This window comes from Novosphingobium sp. RL4 (assembly GCF_035658495.1).
Lineage (GTDB): Bacteria > Pseudomonadota > Alphaproteobacteria > Sphingomonadales > Sphingomonadaceae > Novosphingobium.
On record NZ_CP141944.1, the window covers coordinates 1595217 to 1618881 of the forward strand.

10 protein-coding genes are annotated in these 23665 nt (G+C 62.3%); 5 read left to right on the top strand and 5 right to left on the bottom strand.

Going from position 1 to position 23665, the window contains the following annotated elements; translation table 11 throughout:
• Positions 1-231: 231 nt before the first annotated feature.
• From U9J33_RS07830 to U9J33_RS07845, 4 genes are all read left to right on the top strand, one after another.
• The gene (locus U9J33_RS07830; protein WP_324698825.1) at positions 232-10839 is read left to right on the top strand and encodes an Ig-like domain-containing protein; all 10608 of its coding nucleotides are present in this window, start codon (positions 232-234) and stop codon (positions 10837-10839) included.
• A gap of 68 nt (positions 10840-10907) precedes the next feature.
• A complete protein-coding gene (locus U9J33_RS07835; protein WP_324698826.1) occupies positions 10908-12284 on the top strand; it encodes a TolC family protein in 1377 nt (458 codons plus the stop codon).
• The gene (locus U9J33_RS07840) at positions 12277-14421 is read left to right on the top strand and encodes a type I secretion system permease/ATPase (RefSeq protein WP_324698827.1); all 2145 of its coding nucleotides are present in this window, start codon (positions 12277-12279) and stop codon (positions 14419-14421) included. Before U9J33_RS07835 ends, U9J33_RS07840 begins: the two co-directional genes overlap by 8 nt.
• Positions 14418-15623, top strand: a complete 1206-nt coding sequence (locus U9J33_RS07845) for an HlyD family type I secretion periplasmic adaptor subunit (RefSeq protein ID WP_243692688.1) — start codon at positions 14418-14420, stop codon at positions 15621-15623. Before U9J33_RS07840 ends, U9J33_RS07845 begins: the two co-directional genes overlap by 4 nt.
• Positions 15624-15645: 22 nt before the next feature.
• Here U9J33_RS07845 and U9J33_RS07850 read toward each other — a convergent pair whose 3' ends face one another.
• Positions 15646-16503: an aldo/keto reductase gene (locus U9J33_RS07850; protein ID WP_324698828.1), complete on the bottom strand. Its 858-nt coding sequence runs from the start codon at positions 16501-16503 to the stop codon at positions 15646-15648.
• Positions 16504-16696: 193 nt separating this feature from the next.
• On the opposite strand from U9J33_RS07850, the gene U9J33_RS07855 reads away from it, so the two are divergent.
• Positions 16697-17590 (top strand): LysR family transcriptional regulator, encoded by an 894-nt coding sequence (locus U9J33_RS07855; RefSeq protein WP_324698829.1) that lies wholly within the window; start codon positions 16697-16699, stop codon positions 17588-17590.
• A gap of 767 nt (positions 17591-18357) precedes the next feature.
• Here the strand turns inward: U9J33_RS07855 and U9J33_RS07860 are convergent.
• From U9J33_RS07860 to U9J33_RS07875, 4 genes are all read right to left on the bottom strand, one after another.
• A complete protein-coding gene (locus tag U9J33_RS07860) occupies positions 18358-19521 on the bottom strand; it encodes a hypothetical protein (protein ID WP_324698830.1) in 1164 nt (387 codons plus the stop codon).
• Between the two features lie 541 nt (positions 19522-20062).
• On the bottom strand, positions 20063-20998 hold the full coding sequence (locus U9J33_RS07865; protein WP_324698831.1) for a VOC family protein: 936 nt from the start codon (positions 20996-20998) through the stop codon (positions 20063-20065).
• 54 nt (positions 20999-21052) lie between these two features.
• The gene (locus U9J33_RS07870; protein WP_324698832.1) at positions 21053-21901 is read right to left on the bottom strand and encodes a fumarylacetoacetate hydrolase family protein; all 849 of its coding nucleotides are present in this window, start codon (positions 21899-21901) and stop codon (positions 21053-21055) included.
• A complete protein-coding gene (locus U9J33_RS07875) occupies positions 21898-23529 on the bottom strand; it encodes a bifunctional 3-(3-hydroxy-phenyl)propionate/3-hydroxycinnamic acid hydroxylase (RefSeq protein WP_324698834.1) in 1632 nt (543 codons plus the stop codon). Before U9J33_RS07875 ends, U9J33_RS07870 begins: the two co-directional genes overlap by 4 nt.
• Positions 23530-23665 lie beyond the last annotated feature (136 nt).

Genomic DNA, 23665 nt, shown 5'->3' on the forward strand with positions numbered 1-23665 from the left:
GCCCTCATAATAGTATCCACGATATCTATCGCAATTTTGCTGGCCATGATGACGTAACGAAAGTTCGTATGGCCTGGAATACGATCTGCACGTTCCGGATAAACGCTGATTTAGCCGTAATATGACGGAGCTAACACGCGGATATTTCTCCGCGCGCACGCGTCTTTCCAGAACGCTGCCCAAAACGCGCCGCCAGGCGGCGAGGCGATCCTTCTTTCTGGGAGACGTTCGATGGAAAAGCGTGTCGAAATCACCAATCGCACAACCCGGACCGTCAATACCACCACGGCACGGGAAGGCGTCACGCAGATCGCCGTCCAGCCAGGTTCCAATGTGAAGGTCGTGGCGCCGCCCAGCAGCGTGTCCTCGATGGTCCGCGAAGGTGACGATCTCGTCATAACGTTCTCGGATGGCTCCACCATTCGTCTGGACGGCTACTTCGCCTGCCCGGCGGACGATATCGGTCAGCTCAGCTTCGGCGATCCGGGCAGCGGCGAACAGTGGCTCGTCCATCTTGGAGATGCCGCCTGCTTCGCGCCTGCCGACGCTTCGACCGAACCGCTCGATTTCAGCATGTCGCCGCTGGGTGCGGCTGGTGGTGGCGGGATCGGCACGGGCGCTCTACTCGCGCTTGGCGCGCTGGGTGTGGGCGGGGGGATCGCGCTTGCGGCCAGCGGCGGGGGTGGTCACTCCGACGAACCGGTGGATACGACACCTCCGGCCGCGCCGACCGTGGCGGCAACAAACGGCACTGTCCTGAGCGGAACGGCGGAACCCGGCGCCACAGTGCGTATCGACATCAACGGTGACGGCACCACCGATGCCACCGTGACGGCCAACGCAAGCGGAAGCTGGACCTATACGCCGACGACGCCGATCGCCGACGGCACCACGGTTACAGTAAGAGCGGTGGACGCTGCCGGGAACGTCAGCACGCCGGCATCGGTCACGGTCGATGCCGCGCCTCCCGCGGTGCCGACGATCAGCGCGGCTGCCGACGATGTCGGGGCCATCCAGGGCAATGTCGCAAGCGGCGGCGCAACCGATGATACCCGTCCGGCGCTATCGGGCACGGCCGAAGCGGGATCGACCGTTTCCATCTACGACAACGGCACCCTGATCGGCACCGCTACGGCGAGTTCGACAGGCACCTGGAGCTTCACGCCGCCCAGCGCTCTGGCACAGGGCCATCACAGCTTCACGATCACCGCGAAGGACGCGGTCGGTAATGTCAGCGCGGCATCTCCGGCTTACGAGTTGACGGTGGACACCGCCTCTCCGGCGGCGCCCGTGCTCAATCCGACGGACGGGATCACGGTTTCCGGCACCGCCGAGGCGGGCACAATTGTCTCGATCGACGTCGATGGTGATGGAACCCCCGATGCAACCGCCGTTGCCGGGCCTACCGGCAGCTGGAGCGTGACGCTGGATGAGCCGCTTGCCGATGGCACGGTGGTGAGTGCCACGGCGACAGACGCGGCCGGGAACAGTTCGCCGGCAGCGACCGTCACGGTGGATGGCGACATCGACACGACCCCGCCGCCCGTGCCGGGCGTGGGCGGCGCGGACGATGATACGGGCGCGATCCAGGGTAATCTCGCGAACGGGGCGATTACCGACGATTCCACGCCCGAATTCAGCGGGTCTGGCGGGGAACCGGGATCGACCGTCTCCGTCTACGACAATGGCGTGCTGATCGGCTCGACCACGGTTGACGGCGATGGGGACTGGCAGTTCACCCCGTCTCCTCCACTGGGGGAGGGCGGCCATAGCCTGACCTTCACTTCAAGCGACGGAGACGGCAACGAGAGCGCCCCGTCGCAGCCTTTCGCGTTCACGGTGGATACCGTGCCTCCCCTGGCCGCCACGGTCGACCCCAGCAACGGCGCGGCCTTGACCGGCACGGCCGAGCCGGGATCGGTCGTCAACATCGACTTCGGCGATGACGGCACGATCGACGGAACCGCGCTGACCAATGCCGCGGGGGATTGGGTCTTCGTGCCCACCACGCACATTCCCGACGGCACGACCGTCAGCATCACGGTGAGCGATGCGGCTGGAAACAGTTCGCCGCCCGTGACCGTGGTCGTGGATATCGAAGCGGCCGTCGCGCCTATCATTCTCCGGGTCGTTGACGATGCCGCGCCGCAGACCGGCACCGTGCCCAGCGGTGGTCTCACCAACGATGCCACGCCGACGATCGGCGGCACGGCCGAAGCAGGCTCTACCGTCTCCTTGTACGACAATGGCGTGCTGCTCGGCACGGCCATCGCGAACGGATCGGGCGACTGGACGTTCACGGCGGCGGCCTTGCCCGAAGGCGACCACATCTTCGCCGTCACGTCGGTAAACGAGGCGGGCGGGGTAGGCGGGCCTTCTTCCGGATATGCCGTCACGATCGATCTCAGCGCACCCGCCGCGCCCACGCTCAGCCCGACAGATGGCGTAACCCTGTCCGGCACGGCCGAGGCCGGGGCGACCGTTACGGTGGACACGAACGGCGATGGAACCCCGGACGCCAGCGTGGTCGCCGGAGACGGTGGGCAGTGGAGCGTCACTTTCGCCGCCCCGCTCGCGGATGGAACCGTCGTCAGTGTGATCGCCACCGATGCGGCGGGGAATCCGTCGCCTGCTGCAACCACCACCGTGGATGCAGAGCTGGACAGTACACCGCCCCCGGTTCCCGTGCTGGTTTCGGCCACCGATGACGTGGGCACGGTGCAGGGGCCGCTGGCCAATGGTGCGGTGACCGATGACACCCAACCTCGACTGGCGGGCACGGCCGAGGCGGGTGTCCTGGTCTCGATCTATGACGGCGCAAACCTCCTCGGTACGGTCGTCGCTGATGGTTCGGGGGCCTGGAACTTTACCCCGACCCTTGCACAGGGCGCGCATAGCCTGACCTTCACCACTACCGACAGCGAGGGTAACGAAAGCCAGGCCACGCCTGTCTTCGGCCTGACCGTGGATACGACGGCCCCTGCGGCGCCTGTCATCAATCCTTCCAACGGATCGCTGGTCTCCGGCACGGCCGAGGCAGGCGCCGTGGTTCGGCTGGACCTGAACGGCAATGGCACCGTGGATGCCACGGTGCAGGCCGGCCCTTCGGGTTCGTGGTCCTACACCCCGGCCACGCCGCTAGCCGATGGCAGTACGGTGATCGCCACCGCTACGGACGCCGCCGGGAATACCTCGCTTCAGGGTTCGACCACCATTGATCGCAGCCCGCCGCCTGCGCCGGTCGTAACGTCAGCAGCCGACGATGTCGGCGCGAGCCAGGGCATGCTGGTGAGCGGTTCGTCCACGGATGACGGGCAGCCGGCTTTGTCGGGTACGGCGGAAGCCAATTCGACGGTATCCGTCTACGACGGCCCAACCTTGCTGGGAACGACCACGGCAAGCGGGGCGGGGAGCTGGACCTTCACGCCCACCGCGCCGCTAAGCCAGGGAACCCATACACTCACGATTACGGCGACCGATGCGGTAGGCAATGTCAGCGCCAATTCCGCGCCTTTCACTCTGACGATCGACAATACCCCTCCGGCAGCGCCTGCCATCTCGTCGATTGCCGACGATTTCGGGGACAGCCAGGGGCCTGTTTCCAATGGCGGAACCACGGACGATGCACGCCCCACGCTGACCGGCACATCGGAGGCCAATGCAACCGTCTCCGTTTACGACAACGGCGCGCTGCTGGGCACGACCACGGCGAACGGTTCCGGGGCATGGAGCTTCACGCCGGTTTCGGCGCTGGGGCAGGGCAGTCACAGCTTCGTCGTCACTGCTGGGGATGCCGCTGGCAACGTCAGCGCGCAATCGCCGGCCTACGTGGTGTCGATCAACAATTCCGTGCCCGACACGCCCGCAATCGCGATCGCAGTGGACAATGTGGGGCTGGAGCAGGGCGCCGTCGTCAATGGCGGCATCACCAACGACACCCAGCCGAGCCTCTCCGGCACGGCAGCCCCCAACTCCACCGTCACGATCCTGCGCGGCGGTATTCCCGTGGCCACGGTATCGGCCGATGCCCTGGGCGGCTGGAACTATACGCCTGCGGCGCCTCTGGCGCAGGGCACTTACAGCTACACCGTGATGAGCATCAATGCGGCCGGCAATGAAAGCGCGCTGTCATCGCCTTACGTTGTCACCGTGGACACGACACCGCCGGCCGCGCCGCTGTTCGGTAGCGCGAACGACAATGTCGGCACCGTTCAGGGGCCGCTGCCGAGCGGTTCGGTCACTGACGATATTCTTCCCACGCTTGCAGGTTCCGCCGAACCGGGAGCGACGGTCACCATCTTCCACAACGGCAATGCAATCGGCACGGCGGCGGTGAACGGCCTTGGCATCTGGAGCTTCACGCCCGGCACCGCGCTGGCGGAGGGGCCGCACAACTTCACCGCCGTCGCTACCGATGCGGCCGGCAACGTGAGCGTGCCTTCGGGAACCTTCACCCTTGTTGTCGACGTCACGCCGCCCGCTGATCCCACGATCAATCCGAGCACGGGAACCACCCTTGGCGGTACGGCCGAACCGAATGCGACGATCAACCTCGATCTCGACGGCAACGGCACGGTAGACGTGACGACAACTGCAAACGGTTCCGGCATATGGACATACAATCCGCCTCTCCAACTTGCGGACGGGGTGACCGTGATCGTCACGGCCACGGATGCGGCCGGCAATACTTCCGCGCCCGAAAGCATCGTGGTTGACCGCACCGCGCCCGCCGCTCCGGCGATCGTCAGCGTGACGGACGATGTGGGGCCGCAGACCGGGACCGTCGCGAACGGCGGCGCCACGGACGATACTTTGCCGGTCATCAGCGGCACCGCCGAGCATGGTGCGACGGTAACCGTCTACGATAACGGCGCCGCGATCGGGCAGGCGGTGGCGGGCGTTTCCGGCATCTGGACCCTGACCCTCTCGACGCCGCTCCTGTCCGGCCCGCATGCCTTCACCGCAGCGGCGACCGATGCCACCGGCAACCTCGGCCCGGCTTCCCCGGCCTATACCGTCACGCTCGACACGAGCACGCCGGCAGCACCCGTCATCACGCTTGTGAGCGACGATATCGGCGCTACTCAGGGTACGGTCGCCAATGGCGGCACAACGGATGACAGCAAGCCGACCGTAACCGGCACCTCGGCCGCCAATGTCGTGGTTTCCGTCTATGCGAACGGCAGCCTGCTCGGCACCACGACGGCGGACGGAACAGGGGCATGGAGCTTCACGCCGACCGGCGCCCTGAGCGGAACACCCAGCTTCACCGCGATGGCCACCAATGGCGCAGGCAATGTCAGCGCCTTTTCCAACAGCTATGCCGTGACGATCGATACCGTGCCTCCTCCGGTGCCGCAGATCACGTCGCTGACGGATAACGCGCCCAACATAACCGGACCGATCACGGACGGAGGGCTCACCAACGACACCACGCCTCTCATCAGCGGCACCTCTGCAGCCAATGCCACGATATCCATTTTCAACAATGGCGTGCTGCTGGCGACGACGACGGCCAATGGCAGCGGCGCCTGGAGCTACACTCCAACCCTGGGACAAGGCGCGCAGAGCATCACCGTCAGCGCGACCAATTCGGCTGGAAACACCAGCGGGGTCTCGTCGCCCTTCGCCTTCACCATCGATGCAACCGCGCCGAGCGCACCTTCCGTCCAGCCCAGTAACGGGCAGATTCTGTCCGGCACGGCGGAGGCGAACGCCTTCATCGATATCGATATCGGCAACAACGGGTCGATCGACACGCGCGTACAGGCCAATGCTTCGGGAGAGTGGAGCTACACCCTGCCGAGCAATCCGGGGAACAACACGCCGGTTTCGGTTACGGCGGTGGATGCGGCGGGGAACGTCTCGGGCGCGACTACGATCACCGTGGATGCGGTTGCGCCGGGGGTTCCCGCGCTTACCGCCGTGACCGACGATCAGGGCGCGGTTGTGGGGGCTGTCAGCGCCAACGGCTCCACCGACGATACACTGCCGGTGCTCAGCGGAACGGCGGAAGGCAATGCGACCGTCACGATACTCGACAACGGATCGGCTATCGGAACCGTACAGGCCAACAATGCCGGAAACTGGACCTTCACGCCCTCGGCACCGCTGGGGCAGGGATCGCACAGCATCACGATCACCGCGACCGATGCAGCCGGAAACACCGGCACGGCTTCGGCTCCCTTCGTGTTCTCCGTGGACACGAATGCGCCGCCGGCACCGACGATCCTGACCGTTGCGGATGATGTCCTGCCGCAGACCGGAACGGTTGCGAGCGGGGGCTCCACCAACGATACGCAACCGGTCATTTCCGGTACGGCGGAAGCCGGTGCGACGATCACCCTCTATATCAACGGGTCCGCCTATCCGGCCACGACCACTGCCGACATCAACGGAGACTGGTCGTTCTCGCCCGTCTTGCCTGAAGGCAACTACAACTTCGCCGTCACGGCAACCGACCGGGCCGGTAACGTCAGCCCGCAATCGGTCGCTTACACCGTTCGCGTGGATACGACAGCTCCCGCCGACCCGACCCTGAACCCGACCGACGGCACAACGGTGTCCGGCACCGGAGAGGCCGGCGCGGTGATCCAGGTCCATACCGATGCCATCGGCGTTCCCGATACGACTGCCACGGTAGACAGTTTCGGGCAGTGGAGCGTCACTTTCAGCCCCACACTTCCGAATGGCACGGAGATCACCGTCGTTGCCGTCGATGCGGCCGGCAACGTTTCGGGCAGCGATTCCGAAATCGTCAATACCGGCATGAATACGACACCGCCGCCGATCCCGTCAGCACCCGTAATCGCGGATGACGTCGGCACCACGCAGGGGCCGATCGGTCCGGGCGGCGTTACCGATGATCCGGTTCCCGAGATTCACGGTACGGCGCAAGTGGGCTCGCTTGTCACCATCTATGACAATGGCGTCCAGATCGGCACCGTAATCGCCGATACGTTTGGCGAGTGGAGCATCTCCCCTACGCTGGGAGACGGCGCACACAGCATTACCGCCACGGCTACGGACAACGGCGTGCAGAGCCTCAACAGCCCGCCGCTCGCATTCGAGGTCGATACGGTGCCTCCCGCGGCGCCCACGGTCAATGCCAGCAATGGCACCACCCTGACAGGCACGGCAGAGGCGGGCGCTACCGTCAATCTCGATTTCGATGGCGATAGCAACACCGATGCCTCGGTGCTGGCGGACCCGTCCGGAAACTGGACGTATACACCGCCGACGCCGCTCTCGAACGGGACCGTGGTCAGTGCAGTGGCGGTGGACCCTGCCGGAAACGCTTCGCCTCCCGGCACGGCAACGATCGACCGGGCGCCTCCTTCGCCGCCGGCCATCGCCACGGTGACGGACGATGTCGGTCCGGTGACAGGCTCCGTGAACAGCGGCGGCCAGACCGACGATACGCGGCCCACGCTTTCCGGCACGACCGAGGGGAATGCGACCGTAACCGTCTACGACGGCGCAACGCTGCTGGGAACGACCACGGCCAACGGCGCGGGCAATTGGGCCTTCACGCCCACGACACCGCTGGGACAAGGCAGCCACAGCTTCACGATCACTGCCACCGATACGCTCGGCAATGTCAGTCTGCCTTCCCCGGCCTATACGGTCACGGTCGTCACCACGGCGCCGGCAACGCCTGTCATCACCGGCGCCACCGATGACGTGGGGTCGATCCAGGGGCCGGTCGCCAGCGGCGGGGTAACCGACGACGCGCGGCCGACGCTGGTCGGCACCGCTCCCGCCAATGTGACGGTTTCGATCTATCAGGGCGCGACGCTGGTCGGCACCACCACTTCCAACGGGTCCGGCGCATGGAGCTTCACGCCTTCCACGCCGCTGTCGAGCGGGCTCCACAACCTGACCGCTGTTGCCACCGATCCGGCAGGCAACCAGAGCGCGACATCGAACACCTATAGCCTGACGGTGGATAACACGGCGCCGAGCACGCCGGTCCTGGCATCGGTCACGGATGATGTCGGCCTGATCCAGGGACCGCTCGCCAACGGCGCGACGACGGATGATGCCCGTCCGACCCTTGCCGGAACGGCAGAGGGCAATGCGACGATATCGATCTTCGATGGGGCGACGCTGGTGGGCACGACCACGGCAAATGCCTCCGGCGCATGGAGCTTCACGCCTTCCGGCCCCTTGTCCTCCGGACCGCACGCCCTGACCGTTACGGCCACGGATGCGGCAGGCAATCAGAGCGGTGCAACCACCGTCTTCAATCTTACCGTCGATACCAGCGCACCGACAGCGCCTGTCATCACTGGCGCCGCCGATGACGTCGGCACGACGCAGGGGCCGGTCGCCAGCGGCGGCGTTACCGACGATGCCACGCCGCTCCTGTCCGGCACCGCCGAGGCAAACTCCATCGTCTCGGTCTACAACGGTGCGGTCCTGCTTGGTACTGCGACGGCGAACGGGGCGGGTGCCTGGAGCTTCACGCCGCCATCTCCGCTGTCCGATGGACCGCACAGCTTTACCGTCACGGCGCGTGATGCAGCGGGCAACGTCAGTCCATCGTCCACGGCCTATGTCGTCGTCGTGGACACCACGCCTCCCTCGGCTCCGCTGATCGCCAGCGTTACAGACGATGTGGGAAGCCGTACCGGCGCGCTGGCGAACGGCGCGGCGACCGATGATACCCGGCCAACGCTTTCGGGCACGTCGGAGGCCAATGCCACCGTCTCGATCTACGACAACGGCACGCTGGTCGGCACCACCACCGCGAACGGGTCTGGCGCCTGGAGCTACACCCCTCCTGCCGCACTTGCCCAGGGCGATCACAGCCTTACCGTTCGGGCAACGGATGCCGCAGGCAATCTTGGCCCTGCCTCTTCGCCATTCGCGATCCGGGTCGACACCAGCGCCCCTGCCGCGCCGACGATCTCCAGCGTTACCGACGATGTCGGCACCGTGCAGGGCTCGGTCGCCAATGGCGGCGTGACCAACGACACAGTGCCGCTCCTTCGCGGCACCGCCGAGGCGGGATCGACGCTGACGCTGTTGGCGAACGGAGTGTCGATCGGCACGACGCTGGTGGATGCGAGCGGCAACTGGACTTTCAGTCCATCGCCGGCGCTGGGCGAGGGGACATACAGCTTCACCGCTACCGCCACGGATGCCGCAGGGAACACCGGAGCGACCTCCAATGCCTTCGCCATCACGGTGGACACCACGCCCCCGTCAGTGCCGGTCATCACCGGCATCGTGGACGACGTGGCGCCGAACACCGGTACCGTCGCGAATGGCGGCGTTTCCAACGATGGCACTCCGCAACTGACCGGCACGGCTTCGGCCAACACAGCCGTGGCGATCTACGACAATGGAGTGGTCATCGGCAGCACCACCTCCAATGCGAGCGGCGCGTGGACCTTCACGCCTTCCTCGGGCCTGAGCGACGGTACGCATAACTTCACGGCTGTTGCCATGGACACGGCCGGAAATGCCAGCGCCGCGTCCAACACTTACGGCGTGACGCTGGACCAGACGCCGCCTTCCGCCACGATCGCCATCACTACGCTGTCGGTCGATACGGGCACCGTCGGTGACTGGAGCACGCAGGACAACAGCCCCACCATCAGCGGAACTCTCGGTTCGGCTCTCGGCACGGGCGAGCAGGTGCAGATCCAGATCGACAGTGGAACCTGGGTCAATGCCTCGGTATCCGGCACAAGCTGGTATTATGGGCCGGGCACCCTTTCCGTGGGATCGCATGCCGTTGCCGTTCGCGTCGTCGATGCCGCAGGCAACGTGGGTCACAATGCCTCGCAGACGATCAGCATAACCAGCATTCCGGCGCAGGCACCGATGGTGCAGGCGAGCAATTCGGCACTGCTGGGACTGGTCGGCGTGGAGGCGCTGAACCTGCTGGACCTCGGCTCGCAGTCGCTTACCGCCGTGGATCCCAACAACAACCTCAAGACGGTGCAGGTCAAGTATGCCCCGGTGCTGTCGCTGGCTCTCGGCGCTTATACGCTGACGGCTTCGGCAGCGCTGGCGGCGGAACTCGGGCTGCATATCTCGATCAGCAATTCTTCCGGCATCCTCGGCATCGTGGCGCCTTCCTCCACGCTGACGATCACCGCTATCGACAATGGCGCGATGAGCAACATGGCGGTGAACGAACTGCTCGGCACCGTGCATTTCGAGCAGAATCTGTCGCTTCTCGGCCTCGACGTGCTCAACGCGACGACGATCACGGCAACCGATACGACAGGCCTTTCCGCCAGTGCCGCCACAGGTTCGCTGCTCGATGTCAGCCTGCTCAATTCCGGTGGCTCGGCCAACGTGATCCAGGGCGATGCCGGCGCGAACACCCTCAGCGGGACGACCGGAAACGACCGCCTCTACGGCTTTGCCGGGAATGACGTGCTGAACGGCAATGACGGCAACGATCTGCTGCGCGGTGGGGCGGGTGCCGATACGCTCAACGGCGGCGCGGGCAACGACACGCTCGTCTATGATGCCAGCGATACGCTGATCGACGGCGGTGCGGGAAGCGATACGCTGCTGATCGATAGCGGAACCGGGCAGGTGCTCAATCTCGATGCGGTGAGCAACATTCGCAACATCGAACGCATTGATCTGGGAACCGGGGATGCCGGCAGGCAGATCACCCTGACCGAGACCGGCGTCCTGCGCGCGACCGACAGTAACCACCAACTGACGATCGCCGGTGACGGGAGCGACCGGGTCACCATGACCGGAGCGGTCTTCCAGGGCCAAACCCTGATCAATGGCGAAGCCTACAACCACTACACTTTGGGAACGACGGATATCTTCGTCGATCACCCGGTTCTCGTCGTGGTTTGAGCCGCCGGGGAGAGCGCATCCGGCCAGCGTGCCGGTCGAATATGGGAAGCGGATCATGAAGGGGACTCATGACCTTTACGTGGCGCAGGATCGCCGGAGCGGCCGTGTTTCTTATGGCCGGGATGATGGCGGAGAAGTTGGCAGCGCAAGATGGCGAAGGAGCTTCACGAAACTTCGAACAACCGGGTGGCCCTGAACTGGCTGAACGGGTTCCGGCCAACCTCGACATCGCGCAGGCCGTTGCGCTGACGCTGGCGCGGCACCCGCAGATCGCCCGGGCCAATGCCGCGCTGGCGCGGGGCCGGGCCGATCTCGGCGCGGCACGCGCGGCCTGGTATCCGCAGCTTTCCTACCAGGCCAATCTCGGGCCGAACATGCTCACGGACAGGAACGGTTCCGGGCTCAACCAGAACATGGCCGGGCCAAGCGTCTATCTGCAGCAGCAGGTCTGGGACTTCGGACGATCCAGGGGAGAAATCGGCGCGGCCCGTTCAACGACGAGCCAGCGCCGGTTCGAACTGGAATCGGTGGCGGATCAGCTTGCCGAACAGGGTGCGCTGGCGTTTCTCGAAGTGCGCCGTTTCGAGCAGCTGTCGGCCGAAGCGGCGCGGCAGGTGGAGGAACTGGAGCGGCTGCGGGAACTGATCGGATTTCGGGTTCGCGCCGGCATATCCGACAAGTCCGACCTCATGCTGGCCGACGTAAGAGTGGAAAGCGCGCGCGGTGAAGCGATCCAGGCACAGACCGCGCTTGCGATCGCGAGCGCGGCCTTGGCGAACCTGATCGGCGGGGTCGCCCTGACCTATGCCGATCCATCTGCCGAGATTTCGCGCCTCGAAGCCGGGGACGAAGAGCCGGACTATGATCGCTTGCCCGCGATCGCCGCCGCGCAGGAAGCGGAGAACGCCGCTGCGGCCCGGATCGGGCAGGCCAAGGCCGAACGCTATCCCAGGCTTGGGCTGCAAATGGGCTACACCCGCAACAACTACACCTACAACACACGGGACAATGCCTTCACGGCGCTGGTGACGGTGACGGGCGATGTCTACCGCCGGGGCAACCGCTATCTCGTTCAAGCTGCCGAGGAAGACCGCCGCGCGGCTGACGCGACGCGGGAAGCGGCCATCATGGAAGCGCGAGGCAAGGCTCTTTCCGCGCGGCAGGAAATCCGTGCCGGCCACTTGCGGATCGCCGCCTATTCGCATCAGGAAGAGCAGGCGATCACCGCCAGCCGCATCTTCTTCGAGGAATACAAGCTGGGCAAGCGAACGCTGACCGAACTGCTCAACACCCAGCTTGAAATCTACCGCGCCGCCAGTGCCCGGATCGTGGCCGAACATGACATCATGGGCGCGCGCGTCCGGTTCGAGAACCTTTGCGGGACGCTGCGTCCCTCGCTGGGCCTTCCCGCGCGCCTCATCGAGGAAGAAGACCTGCATGGCTGACAGTCCGGAAGTGCTGCACGATCCCTGGGCCGCCGCCATCGCGGCGCTCGCTACATTGAAGGGCGTGCCGGTCGGCGTGCCTGAACTGGCGCGGCGGCTCTACTGGAATGAGGGCAGGGGGGCGGAAGAAGGCCTGGCAGAGGCTGCGCGGCTGTCCGGCCTCGATTTCGAGATCGTGGCGATGGGCATTGAAGATGTGCCGCAAATGCTGCTTCCGGCCATCTTCGAACTGCGCGGCGAAGGGGCGGCCATCGTCCACAGCCGCGATGCAGGGCATGTCCGCGTCACGATGCCATGGCTCCACAGGGATACACCGGTCGAACTCGCGCTGGAGACATTCCGCGCGCAGGTTTCGGGGCGGGTCGGCTTCGTCGAACCCCTGTCCACGCGATCGCGAGATGCCCGGTTGGAGGAGTTCCTGCGGCGGCCATCCCGTTCCTGGGTGTGGGATATCATCACCGCGGACCGGCGCGGCTACGGGGAGGTGCTGCTGGCGTCGGTGTTCGGCAACCTGCTCACTTTCGCCACCTCGCTTTTCGCAATGCAGGTTTGGGACCGCGTGATCCCCGCCCAGTCCATTCCCACGCTGTGGGTGCTGGCGCTGGGGACGGGACTGGCGCTGTTATTCGAATTCATGTTGCGCACGGCGCGGGTGCAACTGGTGGACCGCATCGGGCGGCGGGCCGACCTTGCCATTTCCTCGCGGATATTTGCCCGTGCGCTGGACATCCGCAACGATGCCCGCCCGCGATCGACGGGGGCCCTGATCGCGCAATTGCGCGATGTCGAACAGATCCGCGAGATGCTCACCTCCACCACCGTATCGGCCCTGATCGACGTCCCGTTCGTCGCTCTCTTCCTCATGCTGTTCGCCCTGCTGGCAGGGCCGCTCACTTTCGTGCTGGTGGGCGCTGCCGTGCTGATCGTGCTGCCAGGCCTCCTGCTACAGCGGCCGCTTGCCCGGCTGGCGACGGAGGGCATGAAGGAAGGGGCATTGCGAAACGCGATCCTCGTGGAATCGATCGAGCGTATCGACGAGATCAAGATGGCGCAGGCGGAGCCGCGCTTCCAGTCGCTGTGGGAGCGGCTCTCGGTGACGGGTGCGCGCGTCGGCGCGGAGCAGCGTTTCCTGTCCTCGTTTTTCGTCAACTGGACGCAGACCCTTCAGCAACTGGCTTATACGGTCGTCGTCGTCGCCGGGGCATTTCGCGTGATGGACGGCGACATGACGATGGGCGCGCTTATCGCCTGCTCCATCCTGACTAGCCGCGCGCTGGTGCTGTTCGTTCCGTTCGGCCAGATATTCACTCGATGGCAGAATGCCAGGGTCGCACTTGGCGGGCTTGAGGATCTCTTCGGGAAACCGGTCGATCATGATCCCGAGCGGGGGCTGCTGCGTCGCCCCGTGCTCAAGGGATACTACGAGATCAACGATCTGAGATATGCCTATGATCCCGAGGGGCCGCTGGCCCTCAAGGTCGAGCGGCTGTCCATCCGCGCCGGGGAGCGGATTGCCCTGCTGGGACGGATCGGAGCCGGCAAGTCGACTCTGCTGCGAGTCCTTGCGGGGCTGGCCTTGCCATCGGGCGGCGATGTGCTGCTTGACGGCAGCAGTCTTGCGCAGATCAGCCCGGCCGATGTTCGCCGGGACATTTCCTATCTCGGGCAGGGGGCTCAGCTCTTTCTCGGTACGATTCGCGAAAACCTGCTGATCGGCGCGCCCGGCACCAGCGACGAACGGATACTGCGGGCGCTGGCGGTGACCGGCGGCACCGGGATCGTCCAGAACCAGCCGCACGGGCTAGACCTGTTGCTTCAGGAGGGCGGGGCGGGGCTTTCCGGCGGGCAGCGGCAAACCCTGCTGCTGACCAGGGCGCTGCTGCGAGGTGGCAATATCCTGCTGCTCGATGAACCTTCCGCGCCGCTGGACGATATCAGCGAGCGCAATCTGGTGGCCAATCTCGGCCAGTGGCTGAACGGGAGGACCCTTGTCGTGACGACCAACCGGCCGGGGCTGCTCGAACTGGTGGACCGGATCGTGCTGATCGACGGCGGGCGGGTCGCGCTCGACGGAGCCAAGGAGGCCGTGCTCGCGGCACTGGCGATGCCTGCTGCGCTGAAGGAGAAACGCTCATGAACCGGACCATGCCGGTTTCCGCGAGCCTGCCGGCGGGTTTCGGCGGCGATGAGGAGAGCCGCTGGCTGCGTACCCTGGGGCGTCTGCGCATCGTGCCGATCCTTTCGATCGGCATCCTGGCTTTCCTGGTCTGGAGCTACTTCGGCGTGCTTGACGAAGTGGCCGTGGGGCCAGGCAAAGTGACGCCGCCCTCCCGATCCCAGATTGTTCAGAGTCTGGAGGGGGGGATCGTCAATGGCATCTTCGTCCATGAAGGAGATATCGTCAGCCCGCGCCAGAAGCTGGCCACGCTTGACCGTGCACGCTTCAGTTCCATGCTTGGTGAAGCGGAAGCGAAGGCACGCGCGCTCGAAGCATCAGCAGCCCGCCTTGAAGCCGAGATCAATGGCGGAACGCCTCGCTTTCCGCAGGCGGTGAAGGATACACCGGGTCTCGTCGCGCGCGAGATGGAACTGATGCATTCGCGCCGGCAGAACCTCGCCGTCGCCACCGCGAGCATGCGGCAGTCGCTGGCGCTGACCCGGCGCCAGCTTGCCATGACGGAGCCGCTCGTCGAACTCGGCGCGGCCAATCAGGTGGAAGTGATCCAGCTTCGCCGTCAGGAGAATGAGATCCAGGCCAAGCTTGATTCGCTGCGCAACCAGTACGTCATCGATGCCAGTGCAGACTATGCCAAGGCCCGCGCCGAACTGGATCAGGTGATCCAGGTGATCGGCGGCAGGCGCGACCAGCTTGACCGCACGACGCTTCATTCGCCCGTCCGCGGGATCGTAAAGAACCTGGAAGTCACGACCATCGGCGGCGTCATCCAGCCGGGCGGCTCGCTGATGGAGATCGTGCCGCTGGAGGACCAGCTCCTGATCGAAGCGCGGGTTTCCCCGCGCGACATCGCCTTCATCCGGCCCGGCCAGCCGGCCACCGTAAAAATCACGGCATACGATCCATCCATCTACGGCACTTTACCGGGAACGGTGGACCGCATTTCTCCCGATACCTTGCAGGACGAGGTCCACCGCGATCAGGTCTATTACCGCGTCTACGTTCGCACCCACAATTCCAGCCTGCGGACGAAAGACGGGCGCGAGCATGCGATCATGCCGGGAATGGTGGCTACGGTGGAAATCCGCACCGGTCGGAAAACCATACTCCAGTACCTGATGAAGCCGATCAACAAGGCGCAAGAAGCGCTGCGGGAGCGCTAGGCCGGAAAATGTGCTTTCCCGGTCAAAGCTTGCGGGTGCCGAGCCATTTGACCATCGCCGGATCGCGGTGGTCGAAGAAGCTGCTGGCCTTCTGATCAAGCGCGGAAATCGCTGCGATATCGCCATCGTCCAGAGCAAAGTCGAAGATCGCGAAATTCTCGGCCATGCGCTCCTTGCGGACCGACTTCGGGATTGCGACGATGCCGCGCTGGTTCAGCCAGCGCAGGACGACCTGGGCAACGGTCTTGCCGTGCTTCTGTCCGATCGAGGCCAGCAACTCGTTGCTGAACAGCCCGTTCTTGCCTTCCGCGAAGGGGCCCCAGGCTTCGGGCTGCACCTTGTATTCCTCCAGCAATGCCTGAGCATCGTGCTGCTGGTGGAAGGGGTGGATCTCGATCTGGTTGACCGCAGGGGTGATTTCATTGTGCAGCACGAAATCGAGCAGCCGGTCGGGATAGAAGTTGCTCACTCCGATAGCCCGGATGCGACCTTCGCGGTGCAGGTCCTGCATGGCGCGCCAGGCGCCATACACATCGCCATAAGGCTGATGGATCAGCCACAGGTCGAGATAATCGAGCTGCAGCTTGTTCAGTGAACGCTCGAAAGCCGCCTTGGCGCCTTCATAGCTGACGTCCTCGATCCACAGCTTGGTCGTGACGAAAGGTTCGCTGCGCGCGATGCCATGATTGCGGATGGCCTGTCCAACCGCTTCCTCGTTGCCATAGGAGGTTGCGGTATCGAGCAGGCGATAACCGACATCGATGGCGTCGCGCACACTGCGCTCGCATTCAGCGGGGTCGGGAACCTGGAAAACGCCAAAGCCGAGGCTCGGCATTTCCACGCCATTGTTCAGGGTCACATTGGGGACGGACTGGGGCATGTGGCATCCTTTGGTTCAGATCGGCGATCATGTGCGGTCTCAGCCTGACTCATGGCGATTACCCGAGGTTCGCGTCAGGTTGCCGGCCAATACGGCGCAGGCCGCCGGGAAAATTGTCGGATCGGATATAGTCTGGCAGCCGGAATGCGATTAGACGCCGTAATCGGCATGTCACTATAAGGTACGCTAATTAATGGCGGGTGAGAACTACAACGAGCTCGCAGCGTTCGTGATGGTCGCGCGTGAGCGCAGTTTTACCCGCGCGGCTGCAAAGCTTGGCGTTTCGCAATCGGCGCTCAGCCAGACGATCCGCGGGCTCGAAGAGCGATTGGGATTGAGGTTGCTCACCCGCACGACCCGCAGCGTATCGCCGACCGAGGCGGGGCACCGCCTGTTCGGCACCCTGGCGCCGCGCTTCGAGGAGATCGCGCAGGAACTCGTCTCGCTAAGCCAGTTGCGCGACAAGCCGTCTGGCACCATCCGCATCAATGCGGGGGAACATGCGGCACTGGCGGTCCTGCAGCCGGCGCTGCGTAAATTCCTGCCCGATAACCCCGACATCCGCGTCGAGATCGTTGTCGACAACGGTCTGACCGACATCGTGGCCGAAGGATATGACGCAGGGGTTCGGTTGGGCGATCAGGTGGCCAAGGACATGGTTGCAGTTCGTATCGGCCCAGATTTGCGCATGGCCGTTGTCGGGTCGCCCGAGTATTTTGCCCGCTATCCCGTTCCGCATACGCCGCAAGACCTGACACGGCACAATTGCATCGGTATCCGGCTGCCCACCTATGGCGGCATTTTCCCGTGGGACCTCGATAAGGACGGGCACGAAGTCAATGTTCGGATCGAGGGGCAACTGGTGTTCAACAACATCGGCCTGCGGCTCAATTCGACGCTGGATGGCCTGGGCCTTGCCTATCTGCCGGAGGATCAGGTTTTGCCCTATATCGCACAAGGCCGCCTGATCCGGGTGATGGAAGACTGGTGCGGACCTTTTCCCGGTCACCATCTCTACTACCCGAGCCGTCGCCACGCTTCTCCCGCCTTCGCCCTGCTGGTCGAGACCTTGCGCTATCGGCCTTGAGGCAGGGCGGACCTGCGTAAGAACATCCGTCATGGCTTTGCCAGCGGCCGCGCAGCGCCGAAAGCGGGCCTCGATCCTGGAAGGTACCGGTGTTCTGGAAAAACGAATGGTCGGGGAGACAGGCGTGGACCAGCCTATCTATACTATTGAATTTTAAGGGCTGTACTATCGCTTGACGCAATTTGACCAACTGATTCGGCCAACATTGATTGGGCTTTAATGGGTTGATTTGGGACGACGGTGCGGTGAATCGATGAGCTGTTTCTGCCACGCGACAAATTGAGGAGGTCTGTGGATAACTTTCCTCGGTACAGATCGGAAGGGGCAGTCAGGAAATTTCTTCCGTTGCCTCGTGCGTGAATGACATTCCTCTGACCGGGCGAGGCGGGTGATTCTGGGCAGCTGATTCGGAGCGGCTGAGCGGACAATGACTGGCAGGCAGCAATGCTCTCCATGGCGGTCGTCGCTTTGCTCAGAAACTAATCCTAAAATCCTTCGATCTCGGGGTTCCGGCACCTGGCAGCCCAAATGGCTGGGATTGGGGACAGAGCCGTCATTCACATTTCGTCTCGTGAACGGCGGCTTCTGACGGGAACGGTCCTCGTCAGTCTCGTCCCAAAGGGCCAGATGGTCGACCTACAACTGTGATGAGTTGTTCTATACAGTCCGGCAGTCGTGCCAGCACGCAGCTCGAAACCTGGCGTGGGTGCCCAAACTCATAGATCGCTCATGTGCGTAGTTCATCTGCCATGAGATAGTGCTTCTCCCTACCTGAATGTAGGCCTCCGCCCAGGATCATCGAACCTACTTAATGGTCCATAGGCGCTGTGTGACGATCGACACGCCATCCTACTCCAATCTTTCCCTTTAATGCGCCAACCAAATGACTCACTCGCAAGTCCTATTTCCGTCATCTCTAGAGCCGGCGATTCACCATCTTTCGCATCGATGCTTCCAAACGCATATGGGATTATAAACGCATCTGAAAGATCATATTCCGAGATGACCGTCTGTCCCAAGGAGATCTGCTCTACCTTGCGTTCACCATAGTTTAAAATGTATAAGTCGTTCGACTTGACATCAATCTGGACGACTAAAATATCTTCTTTATTGTATGTGAGCGGGGATTCAAAGCTATTCGTAAGCCCAATATCCACATCACTTTTGATCGACCATTGAGGGTCGCAACTTAATTTCCTGGAAGCGTAGATATAAACACCCGTGCCAAACCTTGCCAGAAACTTACCAAGTCTGCTTGATTTTGCCGGATACCCGGTATCGACCGGGAAATATTGAATTGTTAATCTTCCATCGATATCTCTGATGGTTCCGTCGTCCGACTGCCATTCGTTGGGGCTTTCGAGAGCCATTTTTCTGTCGCCCTGTCTCGATCTTAGATAATCACCCTCATCTATAATATCTGAATTTAGCTTCACTCTAACATTTAAATTCAGCGTCTTTAGAGGCCGTGTCAATCGCTTAATCTGCGCCAAGTTCATGGTAACTGCATCTAAATTTCGTCGAGCTCCGTCGGCAACGTCTCGTGCGATCCTGAGATCTCTGTTCTTCTGCTCGGCGGCGCTCGTTAACACTGATAACTGTAGTCGGGCAGCGGCCGCGTTTCGATCCGCCTCCCGTCTATCAATTAGCTGTTGATCGGCTTGGCGCTGCTGTGCGGATCGAAGTTTTTGTAATTCAGCCTGACCAAGTGCGACTTCCCTCTCGCGCTGAGTATTGAGCGTCTCTACCGCAAAGGCTAGCATGCTGATGACAGCAGAAGTTATCGTAATCGCAATTGCCACGTGACCGGATGCGGTTAGCCGCTTTCGACCAACAGCGTCTTCAAACGTTGTCTTTCTTACCAAGCTCCAAATGCCGGCCAAGGCGGTCACCAAAAAGCCTAAGTACTTTAGGATAGCGATTGTCAGCATCTCAGCTCGCCAAGCCTCCCCATTCGCAAAAGGCACGTGGAGCAATAAGACCACGCACTCACGGCGAGCTAAGTGCCGCCTCCGTGTGACGACTATCTTCCGCCCTCATCGCCGCCGCGACATGCCGCCTAAAATTGTGCCACGAACTCCGCGACTTTTCATCTTCATTGTTGCGCATGCGGGGCTGCGGAGAAAGCGCGGCCGGCAGCAACGCCGATTTCCTCGTCGGCCGATCGCCAGCGGCATAACGCCGACCTTCAATTGACCGTTTGTGGAACGATTGCGAGTTTCTGGAACGCTCCCATAGCCTCAAAGCGGGCGAATGGCCGTTGCCGACACAAGCGGCCGTTCACGAGCCAATCGCTGGGTGGCAAGATTTGGGTCGGGTGCTGCCCAAATCCACCGCCGGGATTTGGGCGCGCCGCCTAGATGGTCGATGCGATTCAGTAGCTGGTGGCACAATTCCCCTTGCTTCCGTCACTCTTGGTCGGCGGGAGGTGTCGGAAGCAGCTTTCAGCCATTTGGGCATTCCCTGTGTAAATTAACGCTCGGGGGAAGCGTCGACTTCGTAGTTGTGAACAAAATCGGTTGGTACTGCGGGCCCCCAATTGGCGAGGCTGTCCTTCATTGAATAGTTGGTTGGAGTCCAAAGTGAATAATCATCAATGAAGTCCATATCGGAATAATACTCGAACCAGCTTCCCCACGGGTCTTGTATATAATGGAAGAAGTTGGACCCGATTGTGTGTCGGCCGAATCCCCAGTCACCTTTACCAGCCTTTTCCACCAAGGCTCGCCCGCCACGGCCGACTTCGTCGGGGTCTCTGACCTGAAAGCTTCCATGATGAAAACCTGTCCCCGGTGATTGTGCAAAGGCCAGGACGTGATGATCGCTGTTTTCTCGCGCACAGCAGAAGGCGATGACATCCTGGGCGCGATCGGCGAGGCCCATGCCAAGCGCTTCCGTCACAAAACGAACGCTTTTGGGAACATCGGGGCTGAACACGAGCACGTGGCCGAGCCGCAGCGGTCGGACAGGGGCGTAGTCATCTCCAGGCAGGACCGCAGATTGCCTCATGCGAACGATGTCGCCGGGCGCGTTTATGCAGAAGGGCGAGCCTTTCGTTAGCGCGGCATCTTCCGAACATTCCTCCAGGTGAAGCAGCATTCCGTGTGGATCTGAAAGCCATAGGCCTTCGGCCTCGAATCCCTCGGGAGCATTGACGATAAGCCCGCCGAGTTCGGGCACTTTGTCTGCTATCGAAGCAAGTTCGCTGGCTCGCAGCCTTATGTGGTGAAGCCGTTTCGCTGGATAGCCTCCAAGCAAGACTATTGAGGGACGTGTTTGTCCCTCGCAAGTCAGCGTTGCAATATTACCCTTCTGATTGGCAATTAATCCGGCGTTCGAATAAAATTCTATACCTTGTGAAATATCAGGAACTTCAAGGGTGTATGAAATGACTCCCTGGACGGCCATGATAGATCCTCTCTCGATTTTTTATTTGTTCAATCGCGCAAATCGGTCTTTGCGCTAGATTACTCTGTTTTCTATTGCGCCAATGCCGTCGACTTCGCATCGGACAACGTCGCCAGACCCGAGGAAAACAGGGGGCTCTCGACCCACTCCGACGCCTTCAGGCGTCCCCGTGGCAATGAGATCGCCCGGCTCGAGCGTAAATGCCTGGGACAGATAGGAAATCTGGGCAGCGATGCTGTGGATCATGTTCCCAGTGTTATTGCTTTGCCGCAGTTCCCCGTTGACATAGCTTCGCAGATTGAGCGCCTGCGGGTTCGGGACTTCATCAGCTGTCACCAGCCATGGGCCGATCGGCCCATGCGTGTCGAACGACTTGCCCATAGTGAAGGTCGGTGAGTGGAACTGCCAATCTCTGGCCGACACATCGTTGGTTACGGTGTATCCGAAGATGTAATCGAGTGCGTCCGTTTCTGAAACGGCCTTGGCGGGCCGCCCGATCACGACTGCGAGTTCAACTTCGTAATCCAGCTTTTCCGTGATACCCGGTTCAATCCCGTCGTAGGGACCGGAGAGGCAGCTCGTTTGCTTGTTGAACCAGACTTGGTGCTTGGATCGCGCGACGCCTAGTTTGTCGGCCTCTTCGAGATGCTTGGCATAGTTCATACCGATGGCGAGGTACTTGCCAGGCCGCTCGATGGGGGCAAGCAATTGAACTTCGGAGAGCGGCCGCACCGATGCTGCGGATGCAGCCTGCCGAAGAATATCCAAGCCTTTTGAGCCCGCCGCTATGACCTCCGTCATAGTGCGATACGGAATGTTGGTCGTCGTAAGATCCAGGACGTTATCGTGCTCTACGATGCCGATGCGGGCGCCTTGGTCCGATTGGAAGCGGATGAGTTTCATGCGTTCTCCTTGCGCGGTGCGATTGGGCGGCGATCGTCGATTTTGACGCCGGCGCTGCTGAGTTCGTTAAAAAGGGCTTCAACCAGTGGTGGAAGATCGCAGGCGCCGACGGCGCCGCCGAAGACATAGAAGTCGGGGCGAATGATCATTGCTGACCAGCCTTGGGCATCAAGGAATGCATGGATGCGCCCGTCCACATCCTTCCAACTCGGCTCGCCATCGGGCGCATCGATGTTGACGAATGCCACGCCCAATTCCTCCAATTTGAGGAGATCGCGATCGGACAGATGTTTTTCGGCGCTAAGCGCGCGAGAGATAATGACAAAGTGACTTCCGGCGCCGGTGACCTCGTCCAGTGGGCTTATCACGCTTCCTTGCTTGATGACGGAATGGGGCGAGAGCAGCCCGGCGCCGGCCTGTAGCTGGCCTTCGCCATCTCGGCGTAGCAAGCCTGAGATTAACTGCGGGAAGGGGGGCATGGCTGGCGCACGCCCCTCAAGGAAGAGGCGGTCGCGGTTTGCTGCTTCTTCCGGATCGGGGATGCAGATGATCTTGCCGAGGAAGATGGCCATATCGATAATCTGGCTCACGTGTGGGAGCCGTTCGATTTGGTAGCTATCGAGGAGACTGTCGTCTGCCTTGCCATCCAGGATCAGGCCCAGTTTCCAGGCAAGGTTCCAGCTGTCGCGAAGCCCCGCGCACATTCCCTGCCCCAGGAACGGCGGCATGACATGCGCTGCGTCACCGGCAATCATGAGGCGGCGATCTCTCCAGCGATCCGCTATCAGAGACCTGAAATTGTAGACTTTGTGCCGAACCAATTCGACCTCATCAGGCCCGGCCCAGGCTTCCAGGAGCTTCCAGACGTAGGACTCCTGTTCCAGATCCTCGACAGTTTCACCGGGAAGCCGCATGAACTCCCAGCGACGGAATTTCTTTCCATCGCGCACGCCGGCCGGCACGATGGTCGTCGGCCGGTCGGGGTTACAATATTGGCCGGCCTCCGGAATTCCTAGACCTTCGACGGTTACGCCATCTTTCAGAAGCACGTCGACCACCAGCCAATCGGCCTGGAAGCCTCGATCCTCTTGCTGCGAACCAATCGAACGCCGCACGAGGGAATTGGCGCCGTCACAGCCGACAATATACCGTGCCGAAACCTGCTTCACTTCTCCAGTTTCGACTGATTTTAGCGTAACTTGCGCGGTATTTTCATCTTGGGTGACCTCGATCGCCTCCCAACCCAGGTTGAGGCTAACCGTTGGCTGGGCTTGAACTTTTTCGTCAAGCGCCGTCTCGAGCGTCGGTTGGTGGACGAAGTTGATTTCGGGCCCACCGGAGATCGCCGGCTTGCCCCAGTCAATTACCAGAAGCTCCTGCCACTGCGCGTTGAACCATTGATAGAGCGACCCTGGGTGGGTGAGGGAAGGGAGCTCTTCACGCAATCCGGTCGCGGCGAGGACACGGTATAGCTCGTGGTCGACGCACACAGCCCGGGGAAGACGATAGCGTGTCGTCCAGCGTTCAAAGATCGCGACGGATCGCCCCTGTCTTGAGAGCATCAAGGCAAGCGACTCGCTGACAGGTCCGTAACCGATCAGAATCACATCAAAAGTGTTGTTGTTCATCCCTCTCTCCTTGCCCGGGCTATAGCCCTGAGCGTTTTCATATTATCATTAATGTCATGATGACAAAAATGATAATATGAAGTCAAGGGAGATTTTGGGGTGCACTCTCGTGCTCGGTTTTGGGTCGGGGCAGGGC

Coding starts and splice junctions, on each gene's coding strand:
- U9J33_RS07860 (WP_324698830.1), bottom strand. CDS start 19,521: ATGCTGACAATCGCTATCCTAAAGTACTTAGGCTTTTTGGTGACCGCC.
- U9J33_RS07850 (WP_324698828.1), bottom strand. CDS start 16,503: ATGCCCCAGTCCGTCCCCAATGTGACCCTGAACAATGGCGTGGAAATG.
- U9J33_RS07845 (WP_243692688.1), top strand. CDS start 14,418: ATGAACCGGACCATGCCGGTTTCCGCGAGCCTGCCGGCGGGTTTCGGC.
- U9J33_RS07855 (WP_324698829.1), top strand. CDS start 16,697: ATGGCGGGTGAGAACTACAACGAGCTCGCAGCGTTCGTGATGGTCGCG.
- U9J33_RS07830 (WP_324698825.1), top strand. CDS start 232: ATGGAAAAGCGTGTCGAAATCACCAATCGCACAACCCGGACCGTCAAT.
- U9J33_RS07835 (WP_324698826.1), top strand. CDS start 10,908: ATGACCTTTACGTGGCGCAGGATCGCCGGAGCGGCCGTGTTTCTTATG.
- U9J33_RS07840 (WP_324698827.1), top strand. CDS start 12,277: ATGGCTGACAGTCCGGAAGTGCTGCACGATCCCTGGGCCGCCGCCATC.
- U9J33_RS07870 (WP_324698832.1), bottom strand. CDS start 21,901: ATGAAACTCATCCGCTTCCAATCGGACCAAGGCGCCCGCATCGGCATC.
- U9J33_RS07865 (WP_324698831.1), bottom strand. CDS start 20,998: ATGGCCGTCCAGGGAGTCATTTCATACACCCTTGAAGTTCCTGATATT.
- U9J33_RS07875 (WP_324698834.1), bottom strand. CDS start 23,529: ATGAACAACAACACTTTTGATGTGATTCTGATCGGTTACGGACCTGTC.